The organism is Desulfovibrio sp. (assembly GCF_018379785.1).
In the GTDB taxonomy this organism is placed as follows: domain Bacteria; phylum Desulfobacterota; class Desulfovibrionia; order Desulfovibrionales; family Desulfovibrionaceae; genus Desulfovibrio.
In genome coordinates, this window is sequence record NZ_JAGZUV010000073.1 from 1 (window position 1) to 15,104 (window position 15,104).

At 60.6% G+C, this 15,104-nt stretch carries 8 protein-coding genes and 1 pseudogene; 2 read left to right on the top strand and 7 right to left on the bottom strand.

Features of this window, described 5'->3' with window-relative positions:
• Window positions 1–267: 267 nt before the first annotated feature.
• The 3 genes from KH208_RS13155 to KH208_RS13165 all read right to left on the bottom strand — a co-directional run bounded on the left by KH208_RS13155 (window position 268) and on the right by KH208_RS13165 (window position 8,461).
• Window positions 268–3,843, bottom strand: coding sequence for a PEP/pyruvate-binding domain-containing protein (locus KH208_RS13155; RefSeq protein WP_291437035.1), 3,576 nt, complete (start codon window positions 3,841–3,843; stop codon window positions 268–270).
• Window positions 3,844–3,923: 80 nt separating this feature from the next.
• The gene (locus KH208_RS13160) at window positions 3,924–7,625 is read right to left on the bottom strand and encodes a pyruvate carboxylase (RefSeq protein WP_291437038.1); all 3,702 of its coding nucleotides are present in this window, start codon (window positions 7,623–7,625) and stop codon (window positions 3,924–3,926) included.
• 14 nt (window positions 7,626–7,639) lie between these two features.
• Complete coding sequence (locus KH208_RS13165) at window positions 7,640–8,461, bottom strand: biotin--acetyl-CoA-carboxylase ligase (protein WP_291437040.1); 822 nt, start codon at window positions 8,459–8,461, stop codon at window positions 7,640–7,642.
• On the opposite strand from KH208_RS13165, the gene KH208_RS13170 reads away from it, so the two are divergent.
• Window positions 8,460–9,578 (top strand): polynucleotide adenylyltransferase, encoded by a 1,119-nt coding sequence (locus KH208_RS13170; RefSeq protein ID WP_291437043.1) that lies wholly within the window; start codon window positions 8,460–8,462, stop codon window positions 9,576–9,578. The genes KH208_RS13165 and KH208_RS13170 overlap by 2 nt on opposite strands.
• 193 nt (window positions 9,579–9,771) lie before the next feature.
• Here KH208_RS13170 and ybeY read toward each other — a convergent pair whose 3' ends face one another.
• The 3 genes from ybeY to KH208_RS13185 are packed head-to-tail and all read right to left on the bottom strand — an operon-like array spanning window position 9,772 to window position 13,613.
• Complete coding sequence (ybeY, locus tag KH208_RS13175; RefSeq protein ID WP_291437045.1) at window positions 9,772–10,245, bottom strand: rRNA maturation RNase YbeY; 474 nt, start codon at window positions 10,243–10,245, stop codon at window positions 9,772–9,774.
• Window positions 10,246–10,249: 4 nt separating this feature from the next.
• A complete protein-coding gene (locus KH208_RS13180; protein ID WP_291437047.1) occupies window positions 10,250–12,649 on the bottom strand; it encodes an HDIG domain-containing metalloprotein in 2,400 nt (799 codons plus the stop codon).
• Window positions 12,615–13,613: a PhoH family protein gene (locus tag KH208_RS13185; RefSeq protein WP_291437049.1), complete on the bottom strand. Its 999-nt coding sequence runs from the start codon at window positions 13,611–13,613 to the stop codon at window positions 12,615–12,617. Before KH208_RS13185 ends, KH208_RS13180 begins: the two co-directional genes overlap by 35 nt.
• 166 nt (window positions 13,614–13,779) lie before the next feature.
• Here KH208_RS13185 and KH208_RS13190 point away from each other — a divergent pair, with 166 nt between their 5' ends.
• Window positions 13,780–15,009, top strand: coding sequence for a hypothetical protein (locus KH208_RS13190; RefSeq protein ID WP_291437051.1), 1,230 nt, complete (start codon window positions 13,780–13,782; stop codon window positions 15,007–15,009).
• A gap of 12 nt (window positions 15,010–15,021) precedes the next feature.
• Here KH208_RS13190 and KH208_RS13195 read toward each other — a convergent pair.
• Window positions 15,022–15,104, bottom strand: a pseudogene (locus tag KH208_RS13195) (IS5/IS1182 family transposase); the annotation flags it as partial.

Below are 15,104 nucleotides of genomic sequence, written 5' to 3' on the forward strand. Positions count from 1 at the left end.
TCCAGGGGTAAGCCAAAGCGACAAAGGCTCTGGGCTTGAACAAAGTGAAAGCCGGCGCCTTTAGACGCTCGCCGGTAACAAGCCCTTATAGGGCTGGAGAAAACCACCCGCTATGCGGGTGGTTTTGATTGTTCCCTGATCGCCGGAGGCGAACAAGCCACCCCCTCCCCAAAGAAAAAAGAGACCCGGACCCCACAGGATCCAGGCCTCTTTCAATATATTTCTTTTTTAGAAAAGGTTAACTTTGAAAATTAACCTGCTCTAAGGCTAGGCATTCAGCTCGCGGGAAACCTCCAACGCCTTGGTCTGTTCCTCGAAGTTCTCGAAACCGGACTGATGCAGGGCGTCCAGCACGGTATCGTCCCAATTCCAGGTGGCGTAGATCACCGGCTTGTGGAAGGTGGAACGGAAACTCTGCAGTTCTGCGCGGTAGAAACCTTCCTTGGGAGTATCCAGATGCTCGCGCAACTGTTCATGCCTCCGCTGCAGTTCGCCTTCGTACCATTCCTGAATGTCCTGCGGCTCCGTGTATTTCTTGAGAATGTGCCCGTAACCTGCCGTTTCCATAAGTTCCGCCAACCGCTTATGGTGCTGCTGCCCGAGCCATTTGCCAAGCTGGGAAGTGGGGATGTTTTCCCCTTCCACAGCCGCGATGTCAAAGACGGTCTGATAATAAGTATCCGGCACCACTGAAGCCGAGGTAATTCCGGCAATGGCTACCAGACCGCGCAGGATGACGCTGTTGGAAACGCCCTGGCCGCAGAAGCCCACCTTCTTGCCGTATTTCTGGCCGGTGAAGATGCTGACAAGGATGGCCCAGACCACCGCAGGGTCCTCCTCGTCGTAAATATGGGCAAGGCGCGCGTTGTCACGGTCTGTGGCCAGCACCATCTGGGTCATGTCGTTGGAACCGATGGAGAAGCCGTCAAACTCGCTGATGAACTGCTTCGCCAGAATGGCGTTGGAAGGCAGTTCGGACATGAGGATAATCTTCAGGCCGTCGTGGCCGCTCTTGAGCTTGTGTACCTGGTCCAGATAGCAGCGCATGGAACGAGCTTCCTCAAGAGTGCGCACAAAGGGCAGCATCATGCGCAGATTGCTGCCGCCGTAGACGCCGCGCGCCAGCTTGAAGGCCTCTATTTCCCAGTCATGGATATTTCGCGATACGCCGCGATAGCCCAGCATGGGGTTGGCTTCCTGATGCTCAAAAAGGTTACCGCCCAAAAGGTTGCGGTATTCGTTGCTCTTGAAGTCCGTGGTGCGGTAGGTAATGGGTTTGCCGTAAAAGGCCATGGCAAAAAGGGCCAGATTCTGGGCCAGGGTCTGGACATAGTGCTCCTTGCCGGTGCGGAAACCGCGCGCCTTGATAAGGCTGCGGATTTTTTCGGGCAAGTTGCGCACGTCGTCCATTTCTTTTTTAAGCCCGGTACGCAGGCCAATCTCCTCGCGCAGATGGAGGATGTTTTCCAGCAGCTTGACCACGGCGGGCAGATCCTGAATCCGCTGCACATGCGCTTCCACGCTGGCTTCGATTTCCGCAGCGCGCTTGGCCGATTCCGGATCAGCGGACGGCAACAGGGCCAACTCGTCGTCGTAGCCCATGATGATCCGCACATGATCCGCCAGATCGGGCGAGGTTTTCAGCACCTCGATACGGCGCGAAGCCATCTCCATGTGCTGGTCAATCTTGTGGTCCAGCTCGCGCATTTTGCGATGCTGCAGCAGAACTTCCTCGGCGCTCAGACTCTTGTCGGCATCGGCCAGAGCGCTGACCTCAGCGGACAGGCCGGTGATTTCGCCCACGTATTCGCGCAGATTGAAATTAAAAACAATCAGACCAGCGGCCATCTGCTCGCGCAACACCTTGGAAAGGCGGTTCTCCAGCTCCTTGACTTTGGCCTGAACCACGCCGTCCAGTTCGCCGTTGTCAAAGGCCTCCAGCGCCTGGGGATGGATGCTGATGTTGCCCAGCATGAATTCCGCCCGCAGCAGACCCACTTCAAACTGGGGATGGTTGCGCAGGCGCGAAAGGAAAAGCGCCTGGCCCACGTCGGCCAGCACCAGACCCACTTTGGTCTTTGTAGGCGGCAGTTTCGCCACGTCCATTTCGCCGCCCACCTGATGCAGGGGCAGCAAGCCACGGTAGACCCGGCCTCGCGTTCCGTCCACGGTCACTTCCGCGCCGTCCAGGGCGCGCAGCACGTCCACCCGCTGAATGCCGATGACCGCCGCGATGCCCAATTCGCGCGACGTGATGGCCGCGTGGCTGGTGTCGCCGCCCACGTCCGCCATGATGGCGGAGGCCACGCGCATGCCCGGCACCATGTCCGGATCTGTGCGCTCGGCGGCCAGCACGTCGCCCTTGGCAATCTTGTTCAGCTCAAGGGCGGAGCGCAGGAAACGCACCGTGCCCTGGCCCGCCCCGCGTGAAGCGCCGTTGCCTTCCACCAGAATTTCCGCTTCGGCCGCAGCCTTGGCGTCCACCTCGCGGCGACGCATGAAAATGGTGGTGGGATGCAGTTCCAGATCTTCATTCCAACGGGTTTCGGGCCGGGCCTGCACGAACCAGAGCTTGTCGTTGGCGTCGATGCAGAATTCCGTGTCCATGATCATGCCGCCGTAGGCCTTGCTCACGGCGCGCACGCCCTTGGCAACCCGTTCAGCCTGGCTCAGAGACAAAGCCCAGCGCAGGGCTTCCAGCTCGGGCACGGGCACTTCGCGCGTGCCGCCCTTTTCGTCATAGACGATTTTCATATCCTTGCAGCCCATCTGGCGGATAACCACCTCGCTGCCGTCGTCGCGCTGAAAGACATAGAGTTTGTCGGGCGTCACCTTGCCGCCCACCACGGCCTCTCCGAGACCATAGCTGGCGTCGATGCTCACCAGATCCTTGCGGTCCGTGCCCCGGCAGCCTGTGGCCGTATCGGCGGAAAAGGCCGTGCCGGAAATCACGGGATTGATCATCTGCATCATGCAGACGGACAGAGACGTATGTTCAATGGCCCATTCCTGTTTTGCCATTTCGGCAATGGATTCGTCGCCGGTTTCTTCGGCACGGGCCAGAGCGTCCAGGATGGCTTCTCGCCGGTAGGTCATGGAGCGCAGATTGTAAGCAGAGGAACAGTCCCAGTGATAGGCTTCCACCACCTTATCCGCGCCTACCATGTTCAGATAAGTATCTTGCAGACCGGCAAAAGCTTTTTTGCGCGAATCTTCGCCGGCGGCGGAAGAACGCACGGCCACAGGGGTCATGTCGTCGCCGTTTTCCTCACAGATGGCTTTGTAGGCCCCGCGCACGGCCTCATCCACTTCAGCGGGCATATCCACGGAAAGAATGGCGGCCTGCACCATCACCGAGCGCTTGCGCAACTGGTCGATACCCTCAGGAGACGTGGCAAAACCTTCCACAATATTATTGATAAAGGTTCGCAATTTGGTATGCGACTGCTCTCCCTCGGCCTTGGCGGCGTCATGGCTCTGCTTGCCCAACTGGCGTACAAATTTTTGCAGGAAATCGGGATCCTGATTTATTTCCGGATCGTTCCAGTCAATGCGACCATACTCTTTATCCACCACAGAGCGCACTACACGGCCATTGACCTTGGTTTCATCCAGCAGACGATGAAAGGCCAGCGAAGAGACCGCACGAAAATGCGGCGCCTGAATACCCTCAATCTGGCTGATCAGGGCCGTATTATAGTTCTTGCCGCCGACAAGCAATTCCGCCTCGGGCCCGAGCTTCACGATATCCGCGCCGGTCAGCACTAGCTTCTTCTGAATCAATTCGGCAGAATTGGTTTTGGGCTTGGCCTGCGCTGTTTTAGCGGCGGGACTTTTAGCCATGATTTCCTCCGGTATGACGGGAAAGAAAAAGCGCTCTTCTATGCGACATATACCAGTAATGCAAAACTGTCCATAGCTTCCTAACCCACAGGGGAACCGCAGTAGGGACAGAATGCCGCGTTTTCCATGGGAATGGGCTGCCCGCAGGCTTCATTGCTGCACATGCGCGGCACCGGCCCGAGCTCCACGATCAGTTCGCCTTCGCGCACAGAAACCATCTGCTTGCTTTCCTTGAAGTCGGCGGTCTTGAGCACGCGTTTGACGATGCCGTCCACCGGGGCCAGCACAGCCTTTTCCTGCTTCATGATCGAGACATTGAAGAGTTCTTCGCCGGCCTTTACCACCTCGCCGGGATGGACGTACATGACCCACAGGTCACCGTTGCTGGGCGCGGCCACATGGTATCGATTGGAGGGATCGGCCATCAGCGTGCCCTTGCCCTTCTGGGCGGAGGGTTGGCTGACCTGCACCTCACAGCTCATGAATTCCGAATCCAGCACGTAGCGGCAGATGGAGATGCCCGCTTCGTTGGGACGGGAAATGCTCAGCAGAGCCAGATGGTGCGGCTTGCCGCTGGCATCATTGAAATAGAGATCCTGCCCCACTTTCAGCCCCTCAAACCAGACATGCAACGGCAGATTGTTGGGATCGCCGAACTTGGCCTTGAATTGGACGGTTTTCAGAGCGTCGGCCGGATGATTGAGGTAGAGCACAAACTCCTCTTCATTGGGCCGCCGCTTGAGAATTTCGGTGCAGGCCTTTTCCTCCGCGGCCAGATTGGCGTCCGGCAGCGTTTCCAGGGGCGAGTTTTCGGTGCGCCTGGCAATGGCGGATTTCCAATCGGAGCCAAAGGCGCTTTCATATACCCAGTCCGCCGGGAACCCCAGAGGCAGTTTGCCGAATTTGCCCAGCAGCAGATTGCAGAAAGCGTCGTTGCAGTCCTGATAGATGGAAAGCCGGGCCTTGTGCATTTCCGGCGAGAGTTCCGCTTCGGGGGTGCGGGTCACTTCGCCCAGCACTTCGAGAAGAAAGCGCACTTCTTCCTCGCCGCCGCGCTTCCAGGCCCCGGTGACGGCCAGAAAAGCCGTGTTCCAGGTAATCTGCGAACCGGGCGTCACGTCATGATAACGCACGATCTGGCGGGTGCCTTCCAGGAATTTGAGCATATAGGGCAGCAGATGGATGTAGCCCTGCTTCATGGCCCCTTCCTGCGAGGAGGACGTGGCCCCGCCGGGCATGCCGTGCAGGGTGACGTCGTAGTCGATGCCCTGGAAATAGGGCGCGCAGTAGCGGTCATAATAGGGCATGATCTGCTTGCAGACGAAGTTGGCGTCACGGAGGGCATTTTTGTTCAAATGGCACTGGAGGCCCAGTTCATCCTCAAGGTATGCCATGGTGGAGAGCACGTCGCCCTGCCCGTAGGAGCGCACCGCCGCGCCCAGGCCCACGTCGAGGATGTGGGCTCCGGCCTTGGCCGCCGCTCCGCAGGCCGGTACGAAAAGACCGTCCGTGTAGTGGCGGTGGTAATGCAGAACCAGTTCCGGCCAGGCCTTGCGCAGGGCGCCGACCAGGGCGGTCATGAAGCGCGGCGGGCAGACGCCGCCCATATCCTTGAGCCCCAGGATGATATGGCGCGAAGCTTCCTTGGGGTCCACGCCCATGACGTCGCCCACCATGCGCAGGATCGCCTCGGTGACGCTGAGGTAATGGGCCACGTCGAAACCCTTGGCCCAGGACATGGACAAGGCGGGCTGGAAGATGACGTCCCTGCGGGACATGACCACTTCAGCGATGGGCCGCATGTTCTCCACATGGTTGAGGAAGTCGAAACAACGCACCACCTGGTAGTAATCACAGATCATTTCCCCGGTCTTGCGCATCAGATTGCGCGGCTGGGGCGTGTAGCCCAGCACGTTGGTGGAGCGCACCAGCAGTTGCTTGAGCGTCTTGGGGGCGAAGCTGTTCCACTCGCGGGCCTCAGTGAATGGATAAGTCATATTAGCCATCATGGCCACATGGAAATGAGCGCCGCCGCCGTTCTCAATGGAGAAATAGCCCACATTGTCCAAGTAAGGGCCGATGAGCCTGTCCTCGGCCAGACGGAAACGGTTGCCGGAATTGGACTGGGTGAAATCGCGCGGCGTGGTGTCCGTAAAATGTACGTAGCCGGAATCACGAATGAAATCCAGGGTCGCCAGCCTGTCGCCCTGCGGATAGGGAGAGGGCTGTCGCCGGGCGGCCGTACTGATGGCCGGCAGCACCGGCTCGAAGGGGCCGAGACAGGGCGTGGTGGCCGAACGGTATTCTCCGAGCTGCACATAGGGATTAAAGCCCTTGGCCGAAATTTCGGCCACCAGCCGGGCCAGACGCTCCCCTTCCGGGGCCAGATCCGTATAGAGCATCAGCTCGGGATGATCGGCGATGAAATTGGTGTTGATGTCGCCCTTGCGGAACAAAGGATTTTTGATGACCTTGCGGAAGAAAGGAATGGTGGTCTTGATGCCGCCGATGACGTATTCGCCCAGAGCGCGGTCCATGATGCCCAAGGTCTTTTCCCAGTCATGGGCATAGGCGATCAGGAGCGCGCCCGCGGAATCATAGTTGGCCGGGAACTCATAGCCCGCGCTGATATTGGAATCCAGGCGCACCCCCAGGCCGCCGGGCGAAACGTAGCGCGAGATCAGGCCGGAGTTGGGCGCGAAGTTGTCCTGCGGATTTTCGCAGTTGATACGCACCTGCATGGCGCAGTAAGAAGGCCGCAGATTTTCCTCGCGGTAACGCAGTTCGGCGCCGAAGGCCACCGCTATCTGCTCTTCCACCAAGTCGATACCGTAGCGGCATTCGGTAATGCCGTGTTCCACCTGCAGACGGGTGTTCACTTCAATCAGATAAGGCGTGCCGTCGGACGTAACCAGAAATTCCACCGTGGCCAGAGAATGATACCCCACGGCGCGCACCAGGCGACGGGAATAATCCTTGAGGCGTTCGCGCAGTTCACGGGTTACGCCCGGCCAGGGCGAAGGCGTGATTTCGATCAGCTTCTGATGGTTACGCTGCACGGTGCAGTCGCGTTCATCAAAGGCGAAGACATTGCCGTACATGTCGGCAATGACCTGGATTTCAATATGGCGCACGCCGCTCAGGAATTTTTCCACAAAAAGACGCGGGTTGCCGAACGAGGCCTGGGCCATGGAAGATGCCTTGAAAAAGGCGTCTTCCAGCTCGGCCTCATTATGGATGGCGAAAATGCCCCGGCCGCCGCCGCCGCCTTCGGCCTTGAGCATGATAGGCAGGCCGATTTCACTGATCAGACGGCGAGCCGTGGAAATATCCACCGCTCCGTCGGAACCGGGCACCACGGGAATGCCCAGTTTACGGGCCACCTCACGCGCCTGGACCTTGTTGCCCAGAAGGTTCATGGCCTCGGCTGTGGCGCCGATAAAGGTAATGCCGGCTTCCTTGCAGCGCTGCGGAAAACGAGTGTCCTCGGAGGCGAAACCCCAGCCGGGATGAATGCCCACCACGCCGCGCTGCCTGGCCATGTCGATGATTCTGTCGATGTCCAGATATGCGCGCGGTTCGCTGCCCAGCAGCATCAATTCCTGGGCCGTGGAGGCTGCGGGAGCGGTCTTGTCCACGTCCGTGGCGGTCATGGCCGCCACCGCGTCAAAGCGCTCCCGGATGGAACGGCAAATACGCCGGGCCGGAATGCCCCGGTTCGCCACCAGAATGACCTTGCCCTTCAGAAAATCCTGCACTTCCGCGAATGTCTTGTTGGCCATGCCTTTTCAGCCCTTTATGATAATCTTTCGGAAAGCCGGAGGCTTCCGCTTAACCATTCCTCACAGCGGCCGTTGCGCAACAGGCGCAGCCCCCCAGCCGGGGTCAGACCTTCCAGTCTGCCGCGAACGCTGCGGTCCCCGTCAATCAGCTCCACGTCCCAGCCGCGCCAGAGCAGCAGTTGTTCAGCCTGTATTTTCCACTGGTCGGAAAGAGAGTGGCAGTTATTATATGCCGAATGCACATGCTTTACAAGCCGCTGCCACAGTTCTTCGGCCAGAGGCGCGGGACGTCCCGGAACAGGGTGCCGGTCCAGGCTGGCGGCGCGCAAGGCCGCTTCAGCCCGCAACGCATTGTCGGGCGGCGCAAAGGACACATTGACGCCGATGCCGGCCAACAGCACGCCGCCGCGCTCTTCCAGCAGAATGCCCGCCAGTTTACGGGGGCCCTCAGGCAAGGAGAGCACCAGGTCATTCGGCCATTTGAGCAGCACGGGCCAGCCTCCGGCGCGCAGGGCGCAGGCCAGCAGCAGGCCCGTGACCGGGGCCGCGGCCGTGCCGTCAAAGGGCGGCAGCAGGGGCAGACGCAGGGCGGCATAGATATTGCCCGGCGGCGACACCCAGTGCCGCCGCAATTGCCCGCGCCCCGACGTCTGGCTGACGGCCTGGACGCTGTCCCAAACCTCCAGCCACCCCCGCCCGGCCAGCAAAAAGGCCACATCCAGACTGGACGACACCTCGCCGAAACGCCAGACAAAGGGCTGCCGGGCAAAGCCGGCGCTCGCGGCGGGCACGGGGGCGCTTTCCCCGCGCTCCGGGCTGTGGCATACTGAACTCATGGAACTTTACCTCGTGGGCGGGGCCGTGCGCGACCTCTTGCTGGGCCGCGCGCCCGTTGAGCTGGATTTCGCCTTTTCCGGCGACATGGCCGATTTTCTGACCGCCCATTCCGATGCCCGGCCGGTGGGCAAAAGCGTGCGTGTCTGCCTCTGGCGCGGCCGGGAATGCATGCCTCTGCGCGGCGGCAGTCTGGAAGCGGACCTTCTGGCCAGGGATCTCACCGTCAACGCCATGGCTCTGGACTGCCGGGGCCTGTTGCGCTTCCATCCCCAGGCCCTGGCCGATCTGCGCGCCCGCCGCCTGCGCCCCGCCTCGCCCACGGCCATGGCCGACGACCCGGCACGGATATTCCGCCTGGCCCGTTTCGCGGCCCTGTGGCCGGACTGGCAGGTCGACGACGCTGCCTACCGGCAAATGCACGCCCTGCCCTCCGCCACTCTGGCGGCCATCCCGGCGGAACGGGTCTGCCGCGAATTGCGCAAATCCTTGGCCGCGCCCGCACCTGCGCGCTTTTTTGAAATTCTGACAAAGGGAAACGCGCTGGTTCCATGGTTTACGGAGTTGGAGGCCGCCCGCGACATCCCGGCCGGACCGGCGCGCTGGCATAAAAATTCCGTTCTGGGCCATACGCTGCGGATCATGAATCTCACTGCGGGCGACGCCCTGGCCGCCTGGATGGCACTGTGCCATGACCTGGGCAAAGTCAGCACAGACCCGGTCCTGCTCCCGCACCATTACGGCCACGAGCGACGCGGCGTCGCTCCGGCGCTGGCCCTGGCCGAGCGCCTGCGCCTGCCCGTGCTTTTCCGCAAGGCGGGCGCGCTGGCCGCCGCAGAGCACATGAAGGCCGGGATGTTCCCGAGCCTGCGTCCCGGCACCCGGCGCGACCTGCTCTGGCGCGTGCATCAGGCCGGTCTGAACGCGCCGTTCTGGCGGCTGGCCGACGCGGACAGCAACAGCCGCGTCAGCACTGAAGCCCGCCGGCAGCTGGCCGCCCTGCTGGCCGTCAGCCTGCCGCCGGACTGGCGAAACAAAGGCGAACAGTCCGCGCGCAAGCTGCGCGAACTGCACTGCCGTGCTCTGGCGGAACTGCCCTCTGATCCCGCTTCAACGTAATGATGTCTTAGGAGCTGTTTCTAAATTGGTTCTTTTTACCTTTTAGCTTCGTCAAACGTCGCTTTTCACTCTGGTCGAATACCGGAAGAGTATACTCCCGTCGTAAAAAGCCCGTTTTCCTCGCTGGAAAGGAAAAACTCCCTAATTTAGAAACAGCTCCTGGAGCAGATTAACTTTGAAAAGTTATTTTGCTCTAGACGCGCAGGGCCTGCCGAGCGGCATCAAAACAGGCCGCGCACGCCCGGTCCATGGCCGGGCCGTGATCCAAACCCGCCAGATGGCCCATGCCGTGGGCCAGCAGCCGCAAAGCGTGCCCCGCTGGTTCCTGCCCGTAAAGCAGGCACTCCCGCATAAGCGTATCCAGGGAAAGCAGCAGTATGCCCGGCAGATCCTCGCCGCCGGGAAAGGAAAGCACATTGGTGGGCCCCATGCAACGCATGAACCGCCGGTTGGCCGCGCTGACGGCCGCGTCGTCCACCAAATGCAGTTCCACGCTGTCAGGCGCGCCGCTTTCGGCAGCGGCCAGAGCGCGCAGCATGATCCGCAGAGCCAAAGCCAATTCGCGGCGGTTCAGGGGCAACAGCCAGGCATGAGCGTCGTAATGGGGCAATATCCGCACCCGCTCCGCGCACCGCGCTGTTTGCGTATGGACTTCTGCCCGGGCCATGGCCTCAGTTCCTGCTGCCGGACTGCGGCTCGGTCGCCGGGGTTCCCGGACGACCGGTCTCGTTTTTGCGCGTCCTGGCAGCGGGCAGGCCAAGGGGTTCCGCGTCGGGCCGGGCATGGGGAGCGCCGCTTTTGCCGCAGGGCTGGGTCTTGCCGTCGCAAGGCTTGGCCTCCGCCCTGCTCTTGTCGGCCTGGGCCACGTCCTTGATCTTGGCTTCCGGATAGGCAATGCGCTGGTGGAAAATCCCCGTCAGAATACGCTGGAAATTTTCGCTCAGGAAATGCAGATCCTTGAAGGTCAGTTCGGATTCGTCCAACTGCCCTTCCGAAAAAATACCCTTGATGATGGTGTCGATATGGTTCTTGATCCGTGCGGGCGTGGGATCGGTCAGGGTGCGGCTGCTGGCCTCCACGGAATCCGCCAGCATCAGAATAGCCGCTTCCTTGGTCTGCGGGCGCGGGCCGGGATAGCTGTAATCCGACTCGCGCGGCTTTTCGCCCAGATTCAGAGCCTTCTGATAGAAGAAACGGATCAGGCGCGTACCGTGGTGCTGACGGATGATGTCCGTGATTTCCTGGCCCAACTTATAGCGCTCGGCCAGCTCAGTGCCTTTTTTGACGTGCGAAAGCAGAATCAGGGCGCTCATGGACGGGGCCAGCTTGTCGTGCTTGTTGGGGCCGCCGAACTGATTCTCGATGAAATATTCCGGGTAGGAGAGCTTGCCCACATCGTGATACAGAGCCGCCACCTTGCAGAGCAGACTGTTGGCGCCGATGGCCTTGGCCCCGGCCTCCACCATGTTGGCCACCACCAGGGAATGGTGGTAGGTGCCGGGAATGGTGACCATCAATTCCTGCATCAGTGGCTGTTCCAGGCTCATCAGCTCCATGAGGCGGAAGCGCGTGCTGTAGCCGAAGGTCAGCTCCAGCACCGGGCTCACGGCAAAAAGCAGAATCAGAGAAAGCAGGCTGTTGATAGCCACGGCGGTCAGCTGCACGGGTATTTCCGCCGGGGGGGTCTGGGCGAGCAGCGTCGTGCCGAACCAGATCAGAATCTGGCCCACGGTCAGGGGAATCACGCTCCAGACCACATCCTGGCGGCTCTGCGCGCTGGTCACCAGCCAGGTCGCCAGCATGCCGCCCAGAAAATAGTAAATGAAGAGCGGATAATCCGCTTGGAACATGAGCATGCAGAGAAGAGAAAGCAACAGGCCCATGGTGCAGTAGCGCCGAGCCGCGAAAACCATGGCTACCAGCCCTACGGCCCCGGCCACGGGAAAAGCGGCGGCAAAGGAATTGAGCAGGCTTACGCTGTCCATGCGCAGGCCCAGCAGATAGACGCTCTTGGCGCCCACGCCGAACAGGAAGAGCAAAAGGGCGATGAGCAACATGTCCTTGCAGCGCAACGGCGTGCCGGGCTTGCCGCTGGGGGCCACGAAAAAGCCCACGGAAAGCAGCAGAGTGCAGAGAAAGGCGCCGCCCGCGGTACTCCAGCGCATGGGATCAGAGGCGGATTTGTACAAGGTCTGCAATTTGATCTGCTGCTCGCGGCTCACGCGTTCGCCCTTGCGCAGCACCAATTCACCCTTCTGGATCTGGTAATAAACCGGCTCCACCGTCGCCACCACGGCCGCGCCCCGTTTCTGGGTGGCCTCGCGATTCAGGGTCAGGGATGCGGGCAAGGTGGCTGAAAGCAGAATATTGATGGCCCGGCGGGACTGCGGATTAAGACTGGGAGCCTGGCGGATCTGCGAGGATACCTCGGCCAGAAAAGATTGCACGTCCGGCAGGGAGTTGACGTCCGGGCGCAACATTTCCGCATTGGTGTCCAGATTACGGATGATCACGCCCGAGCGCCCCACCCGCGCCGAGCGGATGTCGCCCACCAGACCTTCGGCCATATGCTCACGGATCTGTGGCAGCAGTTTTTTGAGCAGATAGGTCTGCACTTCGGGCAGGGCCAGTTCCGGCAGCACTTCGTCGGCCACGGCGGGTGTCAGTTCTTCCACCAGGCGCTGCAGGGGCGCGTCGGGCACGGGCCTCTGCTCGCCCGCATTGTTCAGACTGCGCAGAATTTCCAGAATCCGGCTCTGAAACTGGGTATAAGGCTCAAGGCTCAGGTCATAGACCGGCGGTTGCAGCAAGAGCACCTGTTTACGGCGGGCCTTGGTCGCCTGGGTGTCCTCCACCAAAATATCCCGGTCCGCGATGACGTCGTTTTCCGCCACCTGGCCGGCCACGTAAATCCGCTGCACGGCCTCGAAATTAGCCCCGGCCAGCAGGGCCAGAAACAGCAGCGTGCCGATCAGCGCCCACAGGCCCCAACCGCAGTGATGCCGCACTTTCAGCGTTTGGATGAGCGCCAGGATGCTAGCCGGACGCGCCGTCTTTTTCTGCGTGGTCATAAGCGCTGACAATGGCTCCTACAAGGGGGTGACGCACGACGTCGGCCTTGCTGAAACGATGGACGGCAAGACCGGGCACGTTATGCAGGATGCTCAGGGCATGGATCAGGCCCGAGCGCGGCCTGGCGCCGCCGGGCTGCATGGGCAGGTCGATCTGGGTGGTGTCGCCGGTGACCGCCATGCGCGAGCCGAAACCCATGCGGGTCAGGAACATCTTCATCTGCTCCTGGGTCGTGTTCTGGGCCTCATCCAGAATGATAAAGGCGTCGTTAAGGGTGCGCCCGCGCATAAAAGCCAGGGGGGCCACTTCAATAGAGCCCACTTCCAGCATGGAGGCCACCTTGGCCTGGGGCATCATGTCGTGCAGGGCGTCATAGAGGGGCCGCAGATACGGGTTCACCTTGTCGGCCAGGTCACCGGGCAGGAAACCCAGGCGTTCGCCCGCCTCCACTGCCGGTCTGGTCAACACGATACGTTTGACCCGGTGCTGCTGAAACATGGACAGGGCCATGGCGACGGCCAGATAGGTTTTGCCCGTACCCGCGGGTCCCACGGCGAAAACCAGCTCATGACGCCGCAAAAGCTCCAGATAGGTCTTTTGCGCGACATTGCGCGCGGTGACGGTTTTGCGCGGCGTATTGACAAAAACGGCGTCGCGGAAGACCTGGCCGAGATTCAGGCCGGGATCGGCCCTGAGCATCTCGTAGGCGCGGGCCATGTCCTGCTGGCTCAGCGCAAGACCGCCGCGCAGAAGATCATAGAGCTGCACAAAGACATTGCACAGGCTCTTCCGCACATCCGGATCCGGGCTCTCAATAAAGATGCTGGCCCCGCGATTGCCGATATGCGCGCCGCTGGCTGTCGCCAAAAGGTCGAGATGCGCATTGTGGGGGCCGAAAAGCTGGTTGGCTAGGGCGGGGTCGTCAAACTCCACAGTCTCCAGCATGGAGGAATGTACTGCCATAGGCCCTACCTAGCCTATTTCAGCGGGCCTGTCCATCTTTTCAACCGACAGGCCCGGTCGGCGACATGCCTGGAAGCCGACCCACATCGTTCCTGGTCCGGTATTTGCATTGTTGTCCGCGGCAGGCCCGCGCACCGGGCACAGGCAAAATCTGCCGGGAGGGACCATGAGCATATCAGGCATCGGCAACTACAATAACATTCTGCTCCAGTGGCAGGGTCAGCAATTGAAAAGCACGGGTTCGGGCAGTTCCAAGAGTTCCTCCGCCAACGGCCTGAGCAGTCTTTTCGGCAATACGTCCATGACCAACCAGCTTTCCAGCATGGTGGAACTGACCAAATACGCCATGGATGCCATGGGGCTTTCCAGCGACAGCCGGGTGACCTTCAACCAGATCACCAAATACCGCGAGCAGCTGCAGAACGAGTTCAGTACGAGCGTCAAAAACGGTCTGGCCGGGATAGGCATCGACGACCTCAACGCCCTGACTTTCAGCCTGGATAAAAGCGGCAAACTGACCGCCGCGAGCGACGATGCCTCGGACAGAAAGGCCGCGCAGGCATGGCTGGACGCCAGTCCCGCCTTGGGCAAGGATCTGCGCAAAGCTCTGACCGATGCCGGCATTGACGCCGAAAGCGCGGTGAATCTGCGCGTCGGTTCCGGCGGCAAGCTCAGCGTGATCAATACCACATCCGACAATATGCAGTCGGCGTTGAACAGCGATGCGGACCTGACCAACGATCTGCGCGCGGCGCTTAAGAAAATGGGCGTGGATATGACCAACGGCCTGAACTTCAAATTAGACGACGAGGGCAATCTGGCTGTCAGCGGCGATGTGGAACAGGCCGAGGCCATCAATCAATGGCTGAAGGAAAATCCCGAACTGACCGACGCGGTCAAGGCGCAATTGGAAAAACGCGATGTGGACGCCTCGGCCGTGAGTCTGCGCCTGAACAGCGAAGGCCCAGTGCAGATCAGCGTGAATGATGCCGGGCTCAATGATATCCAGGCCGTGCTGGACAAGCAGGGAGCGGCGGGCAAAAAGCTCCATGACGGTCTGGACAGCCTGGGCGTTGACCCGAACATCAATTTTTCCATCCAAGTCAATGACGACGGCAGCGTGACCGTTATCAGCGATCATGCCGACCGCGACAAGGTACAGCAGTTTTTTGACGACAATCCCGACCTGGTCAAGAAATACCGGCAGATTGAAACCCTGTCCGGCATTGACGACGCCCGCAAAGCCATGCAGGTTTCGCCCTCGGCCATGCGCAAACGCATCCAGATCGAATCCATGGCCGCCTGGTGGGCGGATTCGGGCAGCGCCAGCTCCTATTTCGGCAATTACTCGGACGGCAATCTCTCCCTGCTGTCCGGGTTGAACCTCAGTGTTTAGGCTCAGGACTCATTAAAGGTAAAAAATGACAATAGCTGCGATGCAAATGGCGGAGAAGAAAGTGTGGGCACACCGATCATAGCGCGTGGCAATTC

Excerpts from the sequence above, each read along its gene's own strand:
- KH208_RS13155 (WP_291437035.1), bottom strand. The coding sequence starts at position 3,843 with ATGGCTAAAAGTCCCGCCGCTAAAACAGCGCAGGCCAAGCCCAAAACC.
- KH208_RS13160 (WP_291437038.1), bottom strand. The coding sequence starts at position 7,625 with ATGGCCAACAAGACATTCGCGGAAGTGCAGGATTTTCTGAAGGGCAAG.
- KH208_RS13170 (WP_291437043.1), top strand. The coding sequence starts at position 8,460 with ATGGAACTTTACCTCGTGGGCGGGGCCGTGCGCGACCTCTTGCTGGGC.
- KH208_RS13165 (WP_291437040.1), bottom strand. The coding sequence starts at position 8,461 with ATGAGTTCAGTATGCCACAGCCCGGAGCGCGGGGAAAGCGCCCCCGTG.
- ybeY (WP_291437045.1), bottom strand. The coding sequence starts at position 10,245 with ATGGCCCGGGCAGAAGTCCATACGCAAACAGCGCGGTGCGCGGAGCGG.
- KH208_RS13180 (WP_291437047.1), bottom strand. The coding sequence starts at position 12,649 with ATGACCACGCAGAAAAAGACGGCGCGTCCGGCTAGCATCCTGGCGCTC.
- KH208_RS13185 (WP_291437049.1), bottom strand. The coding sequence starts at position 13,613 with ATGGCAGTACATTCCTCCATGCTGGAGACTGTGGAGTTTGACGACCCC.
- KH208_RS13190 (WP_291437051.1), top strand. The coding sequence starts at position 13,780 with ATGAGCATATCAGGCATCGGCAACTACAATAACATTCTGCTCCAGTGG.